The sequence below is a fragment of the Gilliamella apicola genome, from assembly GCF_003202915.1.
Taxonomy (GTDB): Bacteria; Pseudomonadota; Gammaproteobacteria; order Enterobacterales; family Orbaceae; genus Gilliamella; species Gilliamella apicola_Q.
The window spans coordinates 200,540-216,788 of record NZ_QGLP01000010.1 but is presented as its reverse complement, the minus strand read 5'-3'; the positions used below and the strand labels follow the sequence as shown (position 1 = coordinate 216,788).

16 protein-coding genes are annotated in these 16,249 nt (G+C 33.4%); 9 read left to right on the top strand and 7 right to left on the bottom strand.

Translation table 11 applies throughout. From position 1 onward, the window contains the following. Window positions 1–4 precede the first annotated feature (4 nt). The 4 genes from fliI to fliF are packed head-to-tail and all read right to left on the bottom strand — an operon-like array spanning window position 5 to window position 4,814. Window positions 5–1,381, bottom strand: a complete 1,377-nt coding sequence (gene fliI / locus DKK79_RS14150) for a flagellar protein export ATPase FliI (protein WP_034883543.1) — start codon at window positions 1,379–1,381, stop codon at window positions 5–7. Further along, window positions 1,371–2,120: a FliH/SctL family protein gene (locus DKK79_RS14145; RefSeq protein WP_181415333.1), complete on the bottom strand. Its 750-nt coding sequence runs from the start codon at window positions 2,118–2,120 to the stop codon at window positions 1,371–1,373. Before DKK79_RS14145 ends, fliI begins: the two co-directional genes overlap by 11 nt. Next, on the bottom strand, window positions 2,113–3,111 hold the full coding sequence (gene fliG, locus DKK79_RS14140; RefSeq protein WP_110424606.1) for a flagellar motor switch protein FliG: 999 nt from the start codon (window positions 3,109–3,111) through the stop codon (window positions 2,113–2,115). Before fliG ends, DKK79_RS14145 begins: the two co-directional genes overlap by 8 nt. Beyond that, complete coding sequence (gene fliF / locus DKK79_RS14135) at window positions 3,111–4,814, bottom strand: flagellar basal-body MS-ring/collar protein FliF (RefSeq protein WP_110424605.1); 1,704 nt, start codon at window positions 4,812–4,814, stop codon at window positions 3,111–3,113. The genes fliG and fliF overlap by 1 nt, the downstream gene beginning before the upstream one ends. A 176-nt stretch (window positions 4,815–4,990) precedes the next feature. Between fliF and fliE the strand changes: the two genes are divergently transcribed. Continuing rightward, complete coding sequence (gene fliE, locus DKK79_RS14130; protein WP_110424623.1) at window positions 4,991–5,290, top strand: flagellar hook-basal body complex protein FliE; 300 nt, start codon at window positions 4,991–4,993, stop codon at window positions 5,288–5,290. A gap of 812 nt (window positions 5,291–6,102) precedes the next feature. Here the strand turns inward: fliE and fliT are convergent. From fliT to fliD, 3 genes are read right to left on the bottom strand one after another with little or no spacing between them, the layout of a single operon-like run. Beyond that, window positions 6,103–6,465 carry a flagellar protein FliT gene (gene fliT, locus DKK79_RS14125; RefSeq protein WP_034883548.1) on the bottom strand — a complete coding sequence of 121 codons (363 nt, stop codon included), beginning with the start codon at window positions 6,463–6,465 and terminating at the stop codon, window positions 6,103–6,105. Next, on the bottom strand, window positions 6,465–6,845 hold the full coding sequence (fliS, locus tag DKK79_RS14120; RefSeq protein WP_034883550.1) for a flagellar export chaperone FliS: 381 nt from the start codon (window positions 6,843–6,845) through the stop codon (window positions 6,465–6,467). The genes fliT and fliS overlap by 1 nt, the downstream gene beginning before the upstream one ends. 11 nt (window positions 6,846–6,856) lie before the next feature. After that, complete coding sequence (fliD, locus tag DKK79_RS14115; RefSeq protein WP_110424604.1) at window positions 6,857–8,287, bottom strand: flagellar filament capping protein FliD; 1,431 nt, start codon at window positions 8,285–8,287, stop codon at window positions 6,857–6,859. 337 nt (window positions 8,288–8,624) lie between these two features. Here fliD and DKK79_RS14110 point away from each other — a divergent pair, with 337 nt between their 5' ends. From DKK79_RS14110 to flgL, 8 genes are all read left to right on the top strand, one after another. Continuing rightward, a complete protein-coding gene (locus tag DKK79_RS14110; RefSeq protein WP_034883553.1) occupies window positions 8,625–9,452 on the top strand; it encodes a flagellin N-terminal helical domain-containing protein in 828 nt (275 codons plus the stop codon). Window positions 9,453–9,625: 173 nt separating this feature from the next. Next, window positions 9,626–10,336: an RNA polymerase sigma factor FliA gene (locus tag DKK79_RS14105; protein WP_034883555.1), complete on the top strand. Its 711-nt coding sequence runs from the start codon at window positions 9,626–9,628 to the stop codon at window positions 10,334–10,336. A gap of 196 nt (window positions 10,337–10,532) precedes the next feature. Further along, window positions 10,533–10,853, top strand: a complete 321-nt coding sequence (gene flhD / locus DKK79_RS14100; protein ID WP_034883583.1) for a flagellar transcriptional regulator FlhD — start codon at window positions 10,533–10,535, stop codon at window positions 10,851–10,853. 12 nt (window positions 10,854–10,865) lie between these two features. Beyond that, window positions 10,866–11,471, top strand: a complete 606-nt coding sequence (flhC, locus tag DKK79_RS14095; protein ID WP_110424603.1) for a flagellar transcriptional regulator FlhC — start codon at window positions 10,866–10,868, stop codon at window positions 11,469–11,471. Between the two features lie 61 nt (window positions 11,472–11,532). Then, entirely contained in the window at window positions 11,533–12,420 is an 888-nt protein-coding gene (gene motA, locus DKK79_RS14090; RefSeq protein ID WP_034883557.1) for a flagellar motor stator protein MotA, read from the top strand. Further along, window positions 12,420–13,316, top strand: coding sequence for a flagellar motor protein MotB (gene motB / locus DKK79_RS14085; RefSeq protein WP_110424602.1), 897 nt, complete (start codon window positions 12,420–12,422; stop codon window positions 13,314–13,316). The genes motA and motB overlap by 1 nt, the downstream gene beginning before the upstream one ends. Before the next feature lie 162 nt (window positions 13,317–13,478). Continuing rightward, entirely contained in the window at window positions 13,479–15,122 is a 1,644-nt protein-coding gene (gene flgK / locus DKK79_RS14080) for a flagellar hook-associated protein FlgK (RefSeq protein WP_110424601.1), read from the top strand. Window positions 15,123–15,137: 15 nt separating this feature from the next. Further along, on the top strand, window positions 15,138–16,076 hold the full coding sequence (gene flgL, locus DKK79_RS14075) for a flagellar hook-associated protein FlgL (RefSeq protein WP_110424600.1): 939 nt from the start codon (window positions 15,138–15,140) through the stop codon (window positions 16,074–16,076). Window positions 16,077–16,249 lie beyond the last annotated feature (173 nt).

Below are 16,249 nucleotides of genomic sequence, written 5' to 3'. Positions count from 1 at the left end.
TTTGTCAGTTTGAATCTACAATACTGACTAATTGTTGATAAGCCTCTTGATAACTACAATGCTCATAAATACCTTGCTGTAAAAATTGCTGCATAGCAGGATAAAGCAAAATTGCTTTATCTAATATAGGATCGGTTCCTGGTATATAAGCACCAACGTTAATTAAATCACGATTTCGTTGGAAGCTTGAAAATAATTGTTTAAATACCCGTGATTTTTTTTCATCTTCTGGTTTAGTGAGATCTGTCATCACTCGGCTGATTGAAGCTTCAATATCAATAGCAGGGTAATGACCCGATTCGGCAAGTGAACGGGATAAGACAATATGACCGTCAAGGATGGCTCTGGCAGAATCAGCAATTGGATCTTGTTGATCATCACCTTCGGTTAACACGGTATAAAAAGCGGTAATAGCACCTTTACCTTTTGCATCATTACCGGCTCTTTCAACTAATGCTGGTAATTTGGCAAATACTGATGGTGGATAGCCTTTAGTTGCTGGCGGTTCACCGATTGCTAAAGCTATTTCACGTTGTGCCATGGCGTATCGGGTTAAGGAATCCATGATGAGTAAGACATTAAATCCTTGATCACGAAAATTTTCAGCGATTTTAGTGGCGTATGCTGCACCTTGTAAACGTAATAATGGCGATACATCGGCTGGTGCAGCAACAACAACAGAGCGTGCTAAACCTTCTTCACCTAAAATATTTTCAATAAAATCTTTTACTTCTCGACCTCGTTCACCGATTAAACCAACTACAATTATATCGGCTTTGGTATAGCGAGCCATCATGCCCAGCAAAACACTTTTACCCACACCAGAACCAGCAAAGAGTCCCATTCGCTGACCTTGCCCAACAGTTAATAATGCATTGATTGCACGAATGCCAACATCAAGAATTTGATGAATAGGTGCTCTTGTTAGTGGGTTGAGTGTTTTATTGATTAAACCTTCATATTCAATATTTTCAGGTAGTGGTTTACCATCGAGTGGTTTTCCCATTGCATCAACAATCCGACCTAATAAACCTATACCTAAAGGCAAAACTTTGTGGCTAAAATGCGTTAAATCGTATCGTGATGTGTAAACTCGGGCATCTAATAATATGCCGTCGGTAGATTCAAATGGCATTAAATATAAAGTTTTACCTTTAAAACCAATTACTTCACATTCAACAGCTTGGATGGTTCCATCTAATTGTCGTTCAACAAAACAGTTGGATCCTAATGGTAATTTTAGACCAACGGCTTCTAAAACTAGGCCAGAAGCTTTAACTAATCGACCATATTGGCGAATTAATGATGCAGATTGTAATTTCTGTTTCGCACTTTCAATTTTAGTTGCCCATTGCGTACAAAATTCCACTTTAATGCTCATCTCCATGCACACTGTCTGAAATGATTTGCCAGTGAGTAGTTACACTTGCGTCGATTTCATTAGTTTGGGTAAATATTCTGCAACCACCTAATTCAATATTAGCATCGGCAATAAATTGCCATTCATTTTGTTGCAATTTATCATCTATTAGAGGTTCAAGCCATACAAAATCCTTAGGATTTACTTTTACCACAATCGGTGGATTAACAACAGTGTTTTGTTCAATTAATGATTTTATGGTATACATTAATTGTCTTTGCTCAACTTCAGATAGAGAACCAATCGTCTTTTGGGCAGCGATTAAAGCTAGATCAAACAGCTTTGGAACAATTTTTTCATCAATTTGATTTATAGATTGTTGAAAGCTATCTGCTAATTTTTTGATTATATCTAAAGTTTTTAATTTTTCTTCAGTTAGCTGTTGCTCTATTTTTTCACGCCCTTCCTGTTGACCAATTTCTAACCCTTGCTCATAACCTGTTTGCTTGCCAACATTAAAGCCTTCTTGATAGGCTTCTTCTCTTGCTTGTTGTTTGATATTTTCTAATTCTAGCACTATTTCAGGGCTATTAATATCAATAACATCATCAGCCTTCTCTTGCATTTCTGCTTCAGGCTGATGCTCGCTTTCTTCCAACTCTTCTATTTTGTCTTGGTTGGTTGATGGTGTTAGTTCTGTTATCGCTAAATCTTGGAAGTGTAGCGGTTTCCAACTTGATGAATTAGTTTGGTTATACATATTCTTCATCATCATTACTTAGGATTATCTCACCTGTTTCAGCTAAACGACGAGCAATTTCCAAAATTTTCTTCTGTTCAGATTCAACTTGTGATAAGCGTACAGGTGGTCTGTTTTGTAAATCTTCGCGTAATATTGATGCAGCACGTTGAGACATATTTGATAATATTTTTTCGCGTAACGGTTCTGTTGCACCTTTCATCGCGATGATTAAAGTCTCATTATCCACTTCTTTGATAAGACGTTGGATACTCTTATCATCAACATCAACCAGATTTTCAAACAAGAACATTTCATCAATAATTTTTTGTGAAAGTTCATCGTCATATTCACGTATTGCATTGATAACAAGTCCTTCTTGCTGCGATTTCATTAGATTAATGATTTCTGCTGCGGTGCGGATGCCACCCATATTGTTAAGCTTCACATTTTGTCCATGTAGTAAGGTTGATAATGATGTTGATAACACTTCTAATGCTGAAGGTTCTACCCCACCGAAGGTTGCAATACGTACCATTACGTCATTGCGTAAATCGTCATCAAATAAATTTAAAATATCAGCAGCTAATTCACGGTCCAAATGAACTAATATAGTAGCAATAATTTGCGGATGTTCTTTCTCTATTAAATCAACGGCTTGAGCTGCTTCCACATAATTGAGCATTTTTAAACCATCTGTGGTATCTTCAATATTATTACCTAACAGTTCATCAAGTATGTGACCGGCTTTTTCAGTGCCAAGTGATTTTTCTAGGATTGTTCGCAAATAACCGTTAGTGTCGGTATTTAATACAGCGCAATCATCAAGTGCTGTTTGACACTCATTAAGAATATTTTTAAGTTGTTCTTGAGTTAATTGCGGTAACCCCATCATGGCACTACTAATTTGTTGTACCTCTTTCTGATTTAAATATTGCATTACTTTTGCAGCTAGCTCTTCACCTAAGATCATTAAAATTGTCGCTGCTTTTTGAGATTCAGTTAAACTCATTACTTGGTGTCCTTCTTATTCATCCAACCACGTATAATTAATGCCATTACGCGCGGATCTTTTTCGACAATTTTTCGAATGTATTGCTGTTGTTGCATATTATCTTCAAGAATTTTCTGTTGTAGTTTACTATGAGCTTTATAATCAAGCTTATCTTCAGTTATTATTGGGCTCTCAACTGAAGTGCTATCAGTTTTAATAAGATATTGTCTTTGGATCTTAAGCCATACTGAACGTAACACTTTACGCCATGCTAACCAGATAATGAAGATTAAGGTCAGATATTTAATCGCTGTTTTCAAAAAGTCGAAAACTTCATGTGATTGGAAAAATGCAGTTGTGTCACTATCATCATTTTGATCTGTGAATTTCATATTAGCTACGGTTAATGAATCTCCACGCGAGTCTGAAAAGCCCATAGCTTGACGGGCAAGCGCTTCAATATGCGTTAGTTCCTTTTCATTTAATTCTACCCATTGGTCGGTTGGGTAATTTTCGCTTTCTGAATTTTCTTCATTTAAAGATGCGGCTTCATCGGCTGTGATAAATTTATAATTAACTAAAACGGCTACTGATAAACGCTTGATACGCCCTTCTGGAATTTTGCTGTGAATAACTTGGCGATTAACTTCAAAATTCAACGTACTATTCGATTGTGAATGATACATTTTTTGTTTGCCGTCTTTATCATTTGCCGCTTCTCCATCAATTGGAGCACTTGGGGTTGGCACTGGTTGATTGGATAAAGCGCCTGGCACACCGCCTATAGTACCACTAGAAGCTATTTCTTGGTTCTGTACTTGTTGCTTACTGCGAATAGTTTGATTGGCAACATCGCTATTAGGATCATAGATTTCAGATGTTGATTCTTGGCGACTAAAGTCAATCTCAGCATTAACTTGTACCTTAACATTCTGTTTACCTAAAATCGGTATAATAATTTTCTCAACCCTTTCACGGATTAAATTTTCAACACGTTCGCTATATTCTAGCTGTGCAACATTAACAATAGCGTCACGGTATTTTTCACCCGTTAATAAATTACCATTTTGATCGATGATAGTTACTTTATCCGCTTGTAGTTCCGGTACACTGCTCGAAACTAAATGGATAATGGCATCAATCTGGCCTTGTGATAGACTACGACCAGGTAATAACGTTAATGCGACTGATGCGGAAGGGAATTTTCTCTCTCTAACGAATAAAGATGGTTTTGGCATTGCCAAATGGACTCTGGCATCATCAACACTACTAATGATTGAGATCGTTCTTGATAGTTCGCCTTCTAATGCTCGTTGATAGTTGATTTGTTCATTGAACTGACTCATACCAAAACTTTCTTTGTCGAGTAGTTCAAAACCGATAGAGCCGCCTTTTGGTAAACCCATTTGAGCAACACGCAGGCGAGTATCATAAATTTTATTTTCTGGAACTAAGATGGCTGTGCCTGAAGATGAAAATTTATAAGGAATATTCATCTTATCAAGTTGGCTGATAATCTCACCGCCATCTTTTTCATTTAAATTACTAAATAAAACACCATAATTATCGCTTTTAAGCCATAAATAGGCAATACTACTTACAGCAATTAAAACTACTCCTATAATAAGGAGTAGCATTTTTTGATTTTGTTTTAATTGATTGATAAACGGTAACTTATTCAATATTGATTCGCCTTTGTTACCCTCAGTCTGGCTATCCATATGTTTCCCAATTCTAAACAGGTTAGATTAATTCTATGGTTTATTATCTGTGTATTTAAAAAAATCAATAGCTAAAAAAGCACACGCTTTACCCTTTAGTTATCGCTTTTAGATTGTTTCCTTTATGATAATTTAGCGGGTAATTTGATTAAGAAGAATAAGTGAACTTTGTTATTATGAATAGTATCGAGGCTTTCAACCCTGCAATATTAACCAATCTAGGTTTTTCACCAGAACAACCAATAAACGACAAATATAGTTTTGTTGCTGAATTAAAAATGGCATTAGATAAAATTAGTCAAACACAAATAGAGGCTAGTAAGCAAGCTAGAGCTTTTGAGATGGGAGAACCGAATATCTCATTGAATGAAGTTATGGTTAGTATGCAAAAGTCTTCTGTTTCTTTACAATTTGGTGTTCAAGTTCGTAATAAACTAGTGGCTGCATATCAAGAAATCATGAATATGAATGTTTAGACCTTTATTCGATCGGTAACACTCAAGTTAATCGATAGTGTTTGGGTTTAAATAGTGTCGTTAATGAGTTGCCAATTTTTGTAAAAAGTTGGCATAACATATTTATTTTTATTGACTAAAAATAGTTAGTCTACTTCTCCCCCTGTTTCCCCTCGCCTTGTTATAATTTAAATCATTAATTAGTTTTTTATTTATAGCTGATACTGATTGTGACGATTTTATCGTTATCGTATTTTAAAATAGTGCTCTAAAACCAATAGCCTTTTATTATCTTGTATATAATGGATATAATTTGATCTACATATAGATTTTATTGCGAATGATGGAAAAGGGTTGAAAAAAATAATAGTAGTTGTCAGTTAATTACTATTTAGCATATCAACTAATTACTAAATATAGGTTTGTGTGTCAGTATTTAAACTCTTGCTATATCTAGTTACTTAAAGATTTATTTATATCTTGTCATATAATAACGTCATATTTTTAGAAATAGATTGCATGAAAGACTAATGAAAATTCCTAAGATAAAAAGGGGGAAATAATTTATACAAAAGTAGAGTCTTTTGGGGGGATGTCATTATAGTGAACTCCGTCACCAAATTATTGTTTCTATTAAAAGATGTGAATTATTGTGAAGTATCTTAATTATTGGTGTGAGTAAAAAGTATGCTTGATTTTAATTAAAATTAAAAAAGTTTGAGGAAAGGAGTTTTTAACTCATTAAAAAAACTCAAAAATCTTTTCCTCAATCTTAAATCTTATGTTATCTATTTTTAATTGGTTAACTAATTAACCCAATAGTTTTTATTAATTTATACTAAGTTAGCTATTTTTTGATAACTATCTATTTTAGTTTGATAATCAACTTGTTCACCAATTAGTTCAGCTAGTTCACTATGCCGTCTATGAATTAACTTTTCTAGTTGCAGTTGGTAGCTAAGAATATTCTTGATATACATTCGAATACTATCTTGCTGCGATGATGATATATCATTAATAAGATTTATATCATCATTTAGCTGGATATTTTCGGCTAATTGATGATATTTAGCTTGTAAATTGATTAATGATTCCCAGTTTTCTTGTTGCGCATTCTCTAGCATCTGTTCAACAACATAATTAAGTTGTTCATATTGTTCTAACAATAAATTGGCGTTCAACACTGATACACTCATTATTCTGCTATTTTTCGCCAAGCTTGCGCAATGTTATCAAGCAAATCGAAGCAAACTTGTAGTTTTTGTTTATCGCTATGTAAATTAGCCAAAACCAGTTGATGAATAATATAGTGATAAAGTTGATCTAAATTTTCGGCAATTTCCCCACCTTTTTCTAAATCAAGACAACTCTTAAGCCCATTATCAATGATATTAATTGCTTTTGAAATGGCTTCTCCTTTACCAGCAATATCGCCCTTTTCTATGTATAAACTAGCTAATTGTATGGAATTAAGAGCGGCGTCAAATAACAAAACAATAAGCTGGTGAGGCGAAGATTGACTAACACTGGTTTCTAAATCAACTTGTTTATAAGCTTGAGATCCCATTTTATACATTGTGTTGTCCTTTATTTTTTCAAATTTGCCATCATATCAAATTGTGAAGTTAAGTAAGTACTTAAACTATTCAATTCATTGATTAATACATCTAATCGAGTAAATTGCGCACGATAAAGATCAATGGTTTTGTCAATTGAATCATTGATTTGCTCATAGCGTTTATCTAATGATTTCAAGGTGGTATTTAAACCATCAGTTGCATTATCAATCGAGCCATTTCTATCGATGAAGCTACTGACTTTAGCGAAAATTTCGTTAGCTATACCCGTTTCACCATTACCCGTAAATAAAGTTGCTACCGCTTCACTGTTTTCTTTAAGTACATCTTCCAGCTGGCTTTCTTTAATAACCAAATTACCATTATTGTCCATATTTATACCAATTTGTGCCAATACTGAATATTCACCAGTTTGGCCTTTAGCAAATATTGAACGAATACTTTGATCTATGTTACGTAGTGTTGAATTACCAATCAGTGGGCCATTATCATCATTCAATTTATCTGAATTGGCTTCACTAGGAGTAAATTTAGTTAAGGTTGATATGGTTGATTTTAACTGATTAAAAGCCTCCACCCACTCTTTAAGTGCCGCTTGAGCTTTTTCATTGTCGGCCGTGATAGTTAAATTTTGTGGGGTGGTTGTTACCGCTTTTAAGTTGATATCAACACCAGGAATAACATCTTTAACTGTATTGGAACTACTATTAATAGCAATACCGTTAAAGTTAAATTTGGCATTTTTCGCTTCAACTACCTGACTCATTGCCGATGTACTTGGTTGATTAATATCAAAACCAATTAATGAATTGAGGTTATTATCATCTGATGATATAGACGTGATGGCTTGTTGTTCACCAGTTTCTTTCGATGTGATAACTAGCTGATAACTATTGGTTCCTGAACGTACAATCGTCGCATTTACGGTTGAGTCACTGGTTGAACCATCTGCATTAACAATCTGGGCTTGATTAATTGCGTTAGCTATCGATTCTAAAGAGGTTTCATCTTCAGCTAATGAGATATCTAACCTGTTGCCATTGGCTTGTTGAATGGTAATTGTGCGTGTTGAATTATTATTGCCTAACGCTATATTTTTATCATTAATGGCGTTGGTGGTAACGCTGTGAGCAGTGGCAAGTTGTTCCACATTAATCACATAATTACCTAATTGTGCATTGCTACTAACAGTGCTAGTAAAGTAGTTATCACTGCCTATCACTGTGCGAGCTTGGAAGAGTTCTTTTTTTTGCAATTTCGCTGTTGCACTGTTGAATGTTGATAGTGCACTTTTTAATTTACCAAAACCACTTATTTTATTATTAACTGCTTTTTGTTGCGCTTTTATTGGGGTTAGGCGATTTTTTTCAGAAGCTTCTAATTTATCTAATATTTCATTTAAATCTAAACCAGAACCAACCCCTAATACATTCATTGCCATGATTAATTATCCTATTGTGAATTCTTTTATCCTTCAATTTATCGACCAAAATAATAAAAAGTTTAGGTTGGATAGAAAATTTATTAATAATAAAAGAACAGATTGTAGTTGTTTGGTAAAAAGTGTATATTTTTTTAGTAAGTGAAATTTAAATAACAATATGAATTTTATACATAATATTGTTTTTTTGGTGTTGATTTTTGAGGATTAAATTTATTCTTGCTAAAAAATATTAAAGTTTCCTTTTTTTATACCGATAACTTAACCATCAGCAAAAATATTGAGTAATTTTTCAATATCCCGTTGATCTTACTAATTATATTAAAGGAGATAAAAAATGGCTCAGGTAATTAATACCAATACTATGTCTTTACAAGCAAGATTTAATCTTAATAAATCTCAAAATGCGCTTTCAACTTCAATTCAGCGCTTATCATCAGGTTTACGTATTAACAGCGCTAAAGATGATGCTGCAGGCCAAGCAATTGCGACCCGTTTTACAGCAAGCATTCGTGGTTTAACTCAAGCTGCACGTAATGCAAACGACGGTATTTCAATCGCACAAACTGCTGAAGGCGGAATGGACGAAATCACTAGTAATATACAACGTATTCGTGAGTTAACTGTTCAGGCACTAAATGATAGTAACACTGCTAGTGATCGTCAATCAATTCAAGATGAAATCTCAGAACGTCTACTGGAAATCGACCGTATTGCAACACAAACTTCGTTTAATGGCAAAAAAGTTTTAAATAGTACCGAGACACTTAATATTCAAGTGGGATCACTAGATGGTGAAATCATTAAAGTGAGCTTGATGGATCTTAGTACAGCTTCATTAGGTATCGATACTTTAAATGTAACATCAATAGTTAGCGGAGCAACTACTCCTGTAGTTCTATTGAGTACTATCGATAATGCATTAACAGATATTGCTCAATTACGTGGTAAACTAGGTGCATCACAAAATCGTTTTGAGTCGACTGTAGCTAATATTACCAATACTGTAAATAATCTTAGCGCTGCACGTAGCCGTATTGAAGATGCTGATTACTCTGTAGAAGTATCTGAAATGACTCGTAATCAAATCTTACAACAAGCTGGTACTGCAGTATTAGCCCAAGCTAACCAAATACCACAAAATGTATTAGCATTATTACAATAAGGTATATCTCTAGAATTTTAACTATTCTAATTTGGTACTATAGCAATAATGGTATTTTCATACCATTATTGCTAATAATGGTAATTACCTATTTTTTAATGTTTTATTCTAGACATTAACTGAGATAATTATTGTCATAATATCTGTTAGCATTTTTTTAATTGGTTCAGGAAATGAGTGATAGCTTGTATAACTCTCAAGGCGTAGTGAATCAAATCGATTGGCAACAGTATATCTATCTAGTTCGTAATGAGGCGTTAAAATTGGCGGTTCGTTTACCAATAACTATTGAACTTGATGATTTACTGCAAGTTGGCTACATTGGTTTATTAGACACGATAAAACGTTATGATGCTTCACAAGGTTATACCTTTACCACATTTGCTATTCCTAGAATAAAAGGAGCAATGTTAGACGAGTTGCGTAGTCGAGATTGGTTGCCAAGGCAAACTCGCAAAAGAATTAAAGATGTTACTAATGCTATTAACGAATTAGAACAAATCTTAGGTGTTCCACCTAATGATCACCAGATAGCTGCACATATGCAATTGTCGCTTAGTGAATATCATAAAGTATTATTAGATTCAAATTATAGCCAGCTCTGTTCTTTCGATGAGGTACAAACAAAATTAGGTGATAATTTGGATTCTCTGATCGAGTCGGACATAGATAACAACCCTTTTTCTACAATTATAAATGATGAAACGCGTAATATCATTATTGAGCAAATCAATAATTTACCTGAAAAAGAAAAGATGGTTTTAGTGCTTTATTATCAAGAAGAGTTGAATTTAAAAGAGATTGGCAAAGTATTGGATATTAGTGAATCTCGAGTAAGCCAATTACATAGTCAAGCTATTAAACGTATACAAAGCAAAATATAATATATTAAAAAAAAATAAAAAAAAGAAAAAAATTAAAAAATAAATTGAAAATAAATTGAAATGATTTTTTTATTGACCTTTGGCTTTTAAAAATGTAACTTTAACCAATATAAAGAAAATAAGCTGTATTTTAATAATTTTGCGTTTTTTTTGCGCACAATAAAGGATATGGATTGTGGTGGTTAAATTGGGAAATATACAAGATGATGATGTTTTGAAATGTATACATCATTTAAATCTTTCAACACTTTTATTAAGCCAACGGATGATTGAAAAAGATAAAGTGATGGCAATGTATCGATTGGGAATTGATGAAAAAACCGCAGATATTTTGAGTAATTTAAGTGCGTCTCAAATGTTGGTTTTATCGGAAACCAATCAATTAACTTTTCAATTTCGGTTTAAAAATTCAGCAATGATTGAAAAATTAACTGAAGAGTCTCGCATTAGTGATATAAAGCAAATGCATACAGGGATCCTTCTATCAAGCTTGCTTTTAGATTCTATTAATAAGTAGGTAAATAGTAAGATGAGTGGCACAAGTATTATTCAAGAATATAAAGAAGTTCAATTAGCTATTCGATTAATTACTCTTGGCGCTAGAATTCAAATGTTGGAAAGTGAAACCAATTTAAGCCGCGGAAAGTTAATTAAACTCTACAAAGAGATTCAAGGATGCCCTCCACCTAAAGGTTTACTTCCTTTTTCAACAACTTGGTTTATGACTTGGGAACCCAATATTCATTCAAGCATGTTTTATAATGCTTACCAATTTTTAGTTAAGCATGGCACTAAATCTGGTGTTCATGCTATTGTTAAAGCTTATGAGCTTTATTTAGAACAATGTTCTGTACCAAGTGATGAAGAGCCTGTTTTGGGATTAACTCGCGCATGGATTTTAGTCAAATTTGTTGAAAGTAATGTTATGCAGCAATCATGTTGTAAAGAGTGTAAAGGTCGCTTTATTACTCATGCTTACCAACCGCATAATAGCTTTATTTGCAGTTTATGCCAACCTCCTTCAAGGGCAGAAAAAAATAGTAAAACACAGGCAGAGAACAAAGCAAAATGTTTACAAGTTTTATCAATACCTAGCGCATTCAATTTGGTCACAGCAAATCAGATGATGATTTAGGTAAAATTTACAATTAATCAAAAACAAATTAGTTATATTTTATGGAGATAAAAGAGAGCCAATGCTAATAATAATAGGATATATTGTAGTTATCGCTTCTGCTTTAGTGGGTTACGTGTTAACTGGAGGGTATTTGGCAGTACTTTTTCAACCATTAGAGTTCCTCATAATTGGTGGTACAGCTATTGGTGCTTTTATTGTGAGTAATGAAAAAAAAGCAATAAAAGCAACACTTAAATCATTGGGTAGTTTATTTAAAACATCAAATTATAATAAAGCCCTTTATTTAACATTAATTAATTTAATGTATAACCTTCTAACTAAAGTGCGTCAAAATGGCGGATTATCAATCGAGCAAGATATTGATAATCCTAGAGAAAGTGCGTTATTTAAAAAATATCCACTCATTTTAGCCAATCCACAAATCTGTGATTTTATTACTGATTATTTTCGTTTAATGATCAGTGGAAATACTGATGTATACGAAATTGAAGCCTTAATGAATGAGGAAATAGAGACTTGTACTAATGAGTTAGAAAAACCAGCTTATGCCATTTCTTGTGTAGGTGATGGGTTGCCGGCTTTTGGGATCGTCGCCGCAGTTATGGGCGTTATTAATACATTAGCACAAGCAGACAGACCAGCCAATGAGTTGGGTGAACTTATTGCACATGCCATGGTTGGAACCTTTTTAGGTATTTTGCTGGCATATGGATTTGTTTCACCGTTGGCAGCTTTATTAAGGCAAAAAAATGCAGATACAGTAAAAATCTTAGAATGTATAAAAGTTATTCTTATTGCTAGTATGCATGATTATGCGCCACAAATTTGTATTGAGTTTGGTCGAAAAACTATTTTTTCGCATGAACGGCCTTCTTTCTTTGAATTAGAGAAATATATTCAAGAAGTGAAAGATAAAAACGCTAACTCAAAAGAAAATAGAGAATAATGAAAAATAAATCATTAAAAATAATTATTTCTAAAAAGAAGTCCAAGCATGGCATTACTCATCACAATGGTTCGTGGAAGATTGCTTATGCTGACTTTATGACCGCCTTGATGGCGCTTTTTTTAGTGTTATGGTTGATAACTAAATCAAGTCCAACAGAACTACAAGGGATCGCAGAATACTTTAGAACGCCATTGATACTTGGTCATCATGGTGGCAAGAACATTAGTGACAGCAATAGTCCTATACCTGGTGGTGGCGATGATGTCACTAAAGATTCAGGTGAAGAAAACGAAAACCCATTAAATGACGAACTGGTTAAGTCAGATCCTAATGAAGATGAGAGAAATAGGCTGATTGAGACTGCTCGTAAGATTTATGAAGAATTTGAATTAGATCCTAGATTACAAAAATTAGCGGCTAATCTTATTATTGAGCTAACTGAAATGGGGTTAAGAATTCAGATTTTAGCCACTGATGACAAACCGATGTTTGATGTTGGTAGTGCGGTTATTCATCCTAATATGCAAGAAATTTTGTACGCATTAGCACCAATAATTAATTCATTACCTAACAAAATGACACTATCTGGTCATACCGATGAGCGTCAGTATATAACTGGCGATCGAGGCTATAGCAACTGGGAATTGTCGGCAGACAGAGCAAATTCATCCAGACGAGAACTGATTGCTGGTGGATTAGATTCAAATAAGATTATTCGAATCATTGCGTTAGCTGACACGGTTGGTTTGAATAATTCTACTTACAGTAAAGATGCAAATCGTCGTATTAGTATTTTAATTTTAAATAAATCTGCTCAACAGTATATTGAAGAAGAAAATACAATGACAGGTATTGATTTTTTAAAACATTTTAAACAAAATCAATCAGAATAATATCAATAACCATAATTTGTTGAAGTGCTAAAAATTAAAATTAATTAAAAATCCAATTTTATCTAAAAAAAACTAAAGTTTTATGATTTTAGTCCGATACAAGGAATAACCCTTTAAGTTAATAAGTTTTATTGTTGACTAAATTTTTATTTAGGAGCTTTTATGTCAGGTTCATTGTTGAATTCAGGTATTAGTGGATTAAATGCAGCACAAAATATGCTTAATGTAATAAGCAATAATATCAGCAATACACATACAGTTGGTTATAATCGTCAACAACAAATTTTACGTCCAGCAAGGGAAACGAAATATAATTTTGGTTTTGTTGGTAACGGTGTAGTGATCTCATCAACGAATCGAGTCTTTAATGGCTTGGTTGTGGATCAATTACGTCAGGCACAGTCGCAAAATGGTGCGGCGAAATCTTATTATAGTGAGTTGTCAAAAATTGATAACTTATTAGTTGATAATGATACTAGTATTTCTTCGCAATTAAACAACCTCTTTGCAAGTCTAAATAAACTCTCTTCAAATGCTGGTGATTTAGCAATTAAACAATCTGTCATAAATGATCTTAACTCTTTAGTTGGTCAGTTTAATAAAACTGAATTGAGTTTAAAAAATCAGATTGCCGATATCAATTCTGAAATTGTTAACAATGTTAATGAAGTTAACTTTCGTCTTCAACAAATTGCTGAACTTAATCAAAAAATAGCAAGATTGGAAGCTGTAGGTAATGGTAATGAACCAAATGCATTACTTGATGAACGTGATCAATTGGTTAATGAATTATACGAAATAATTGGAATAACTGTTACTGAGCAAAATGGACAATATAATATTTCATTGCCTAATGGTTTAAATTTAGTCCAAGGATCATCAGTAAATCTATTATCTGTACAGCCATCTAAAGATGATCCATCTTTAAACGCGATTATTTACAGACATAATTCAGGGGCAACTCAAGAACTAACAAGTAAAAATATCGCATCTGGTCGACTAAATGGATTGTTATCTCTTCGTGATGGACCGCTTACTGAAGCTCGTAACCAATTAGGTTTGATCGCATTAAATTTAGCTGAACGCTTTAATGAAGTACATATGTCAGGTGTTGATGTAAATGGTGTCGCTGGCGAGAAATTATTTGACTATCATAAACCTAGTAGTATTGTTAATTCTCGAAATCAGGGTAATGCGACGGCTGCGATTAGTTATACGTCAGTAACTGAGGTAAAAGCGTCTAATTATAAGATTGAATTTAATGGCAGCGACTGGGTGGTAATCAGACAATCTGATAACCAGCAAATTACACCACGTGTTGTCGGTAGTACTTTAGAGTTTGATGGATTATCTATTGCAATAAGTGGCACACCAGTCGCAGGGGATAGCATCTTAATTAAACCTGTTGCCGATATAGCATCATCACTAGAGTTATTAGTTAAAGATGTGAATAAGCTAGCAACTGGTATTAATGATAGTGAAAATGGTCATGGCGATAACCGTAATGTAATTAAATTGCTAGATATACAAAATGAAAAACTAATTAATGGTACCAAAACCTTAAATACTGCGTATAACGCATTAGTTAGTTATGTAGGTGGTCAAACGCATACAGCCAAAGTTTCTGCACAATCTAGTCAGAATATTGCACAAGAGATTAATGCACAAAATCAAGAAATTTCGGGTGTTGATATTGAAGAAGAATATATTTCGATGCAAGTTTATATGCGTTATTACCAAGCTAATGCAAGAATCATTGATACGGCAACAGTAATATTTGATACCATTTTAGGTTTAGCTAAATAATAAAAGGATTTCGTTATGCGTATTAGTACTAATTTAATGTTTCAAAAACATTTAACAAGTATTACAAATACTAATGTAAAATGGCAAGAGTCAGGTTCGCATTTATCAACAGGTAAAAAAATATTAGCACCTTCTGATGATCCTATTGGCTCATCACAATCATTAATCCTAAAACAGGCTCAATCAAGAAATGATCAATTTCAATCAGCTCGCGAAAATGCTAATGACTCATTGAGTCGCCAAGAAACAGTATTACAAGAAGCAAATACTGTTATACATTCGATCCAAGAGACATTAGTTTATGCCGGTGATGAAACGTTAACAGATTTAGATAGATTAAATTTAGCCGATAAACTAAAAGGATTAAAAGAAGAGTTATTTTCTTTAGCTAATGCCAAAGATGCTAATGGTAATTATCTGTTTGCTGGTTATAAAAATGACACTCCGCCTTTTGTTATCAGTGCTGGTCAGGTTAGTTATGTCGGCGGTTCAGCAAACATTAATGTTTTTATCGATGAGACGCATGAAGTATCATTAAGTTTTACAGGCTCTCAAATTTTTATGACAGGTGCAAATCCTAATGCTGAAAGTAATATTTTTGCCAGTATTGATTATGCATTAGAAGCGTTAGAAACTGGTATCGATAGTTCTAATCCCGCGGCAATTGCGCAATTTAGAGATGGTTTATCCAAGGCTAGTCAGGGGATCGCTAATTCGTTTGAAAACATATCAACTGTTAGAGCGGCAGGTGGTAATGTATTAACTGAACTAGAACGACTAACTATGCATGGAAAGGCTTTAGATAATGAATTTGAAACACAAATTAGTTTGATTGAAGATGTTGATTGGTATGAAGAAATTTCAAAGTATATGATGCTACAAGTCAACTTACAAGCTGCACAATATACGTTTAAATCGTTACAAAATATGTCTTTATTTCAACAGGCGAATTAATTTAATGTGATTAACCTTTAGTTGGTTCAACATTAATATTACCGTTAAAAATAAGGAAGTAAAAGCTTCCTTATTTTTAACTTTTTAAGATCCATTTATCAAATATCACTTTATCTTCTCCATAAACACCACCAAATAGTATGGAAATATAAATTCATAAAATTAACTATGTT